General features: G+C 70.5%; 1 protein-coding gene. It reads left to right on the forward strand.

The features are described from left to right. Positions 1-118: 118 nt before the first annotated feature. Positions 119-1258 (forward strand): ISL3 family transposase (locus AB0C02_RS33590; RefSeq protein WP_357553243.1); only part of this gene is annotated, 1140 nt, incomplete at its 3' end.

Raw genomic sequence — 1258 nt, forward strand, 5'->3', positions numbered from 1 at the left:
GGCTCTTCGAACTTGAGCGGGGTTCGCGGCTGGGCCGACCCGAGAGTGAGGGGCTCGCAGCTCGTCAGTGATCATCGGAGTGTCTAGTTCGGATGGTCACAAGTGAAGAGCTGCGAGCATGGTCAACGATACGACCCGGCTGCTGGGCCTGGACGGCCTGGTCGCTGAGCGGGTCGAGCTGGACGCCACCGGCGTCCCGGTGGTGGACCTGTCCACCGGCTGTGAGCAGGCACGCTGCTGCCCGCAGTGCGGACAACGTGCGCTGAAGGTGAAGCAGTGGACCACAACCCGGCCGAGGGACCTGCCAGTCGGAGGCCGGATGGTCCGGTTGCGCTGGCGCAAACGTCGCTGGTACTGCCCGACGCCGGCCTGTCCGCGTAAGTCGTTCACCGAGCAGGTCGCGCAGGTCCCGGCCCGTGCCCGGTTGACCGGCCGGCTGCGGCAGGCGGCCGGGGCGGCGGTCGCCGACGCGGGTCGCACGATCGTGCAAGCCGCCCGGGACCACGGCATCTCCTGGCCGGTCGTCGCTGCCGCGTTCACCGCCCACGCGAACGTGGTGTTGCCGGACGAGCCGGAGCCGGTCGCGGTGCTGGGCATCGACGAGGTTCGCCGCGGCAAGCCGCACTGGATCTGGGACGCCCACGCCGGTTCGTGGACCACGACCGCGGACCGCTGGCACGTCGGCTTCTGCGATCTGTCCGGTGGTCAGGGGCTGCTCGCGCAGGTCGAAGGCCGTAACACGGCGGCGGTGACCGGTTGGCTGACCGCCCGCCCTCAGTCCTGGCGTGAGCAGGTCCAGGCAGTGGCGATCGACATGTGCACCGTGTTCAAGTCCGCGATCCGGCAGGTGTTACCGCACGCGATGCTGGTCGTCGACCACTTCCACGTCGTGCAACTGGCCAACCGGGCGGTCACCGAGGTCCGCCGCCGCATGACCCTGACCCAGCGGGGGCGCCGCGGTCGCGGCAGCGACCCGGAATGGCGGATGCGTAACCGGCTGACCCGGTCGGCCGCCCGCATGCCCGGCAAGCACGTCGACCGCCTCGTCGACACCCTCGAAGCCCTACCCGCGGCGATCGGCGCCCCGACCCTGATCGCGTGGAACGCGAAAGAGGACCTGCTCGACCTGCTCGCGACCGCCCGCACCCAGCCCAACCGGGAAAACGTCCACCGGCTGCTGCACCGCTTCTACACCCGCTGCGCCGCCTCTGACCTGCCCGAACTCCACCGGCTCGCCACCACGATCGAGACTTGGTGG

The organism is Micromonospora sp. NPDC048999, assembly GCF_040649295.1.
In the GTDB taxonomy this organism is placed as follows: Bacteria; Actinomycetota; Actinomycetes; order Mycobacteriales; family Micromonosporaceae; genus Micromonospora.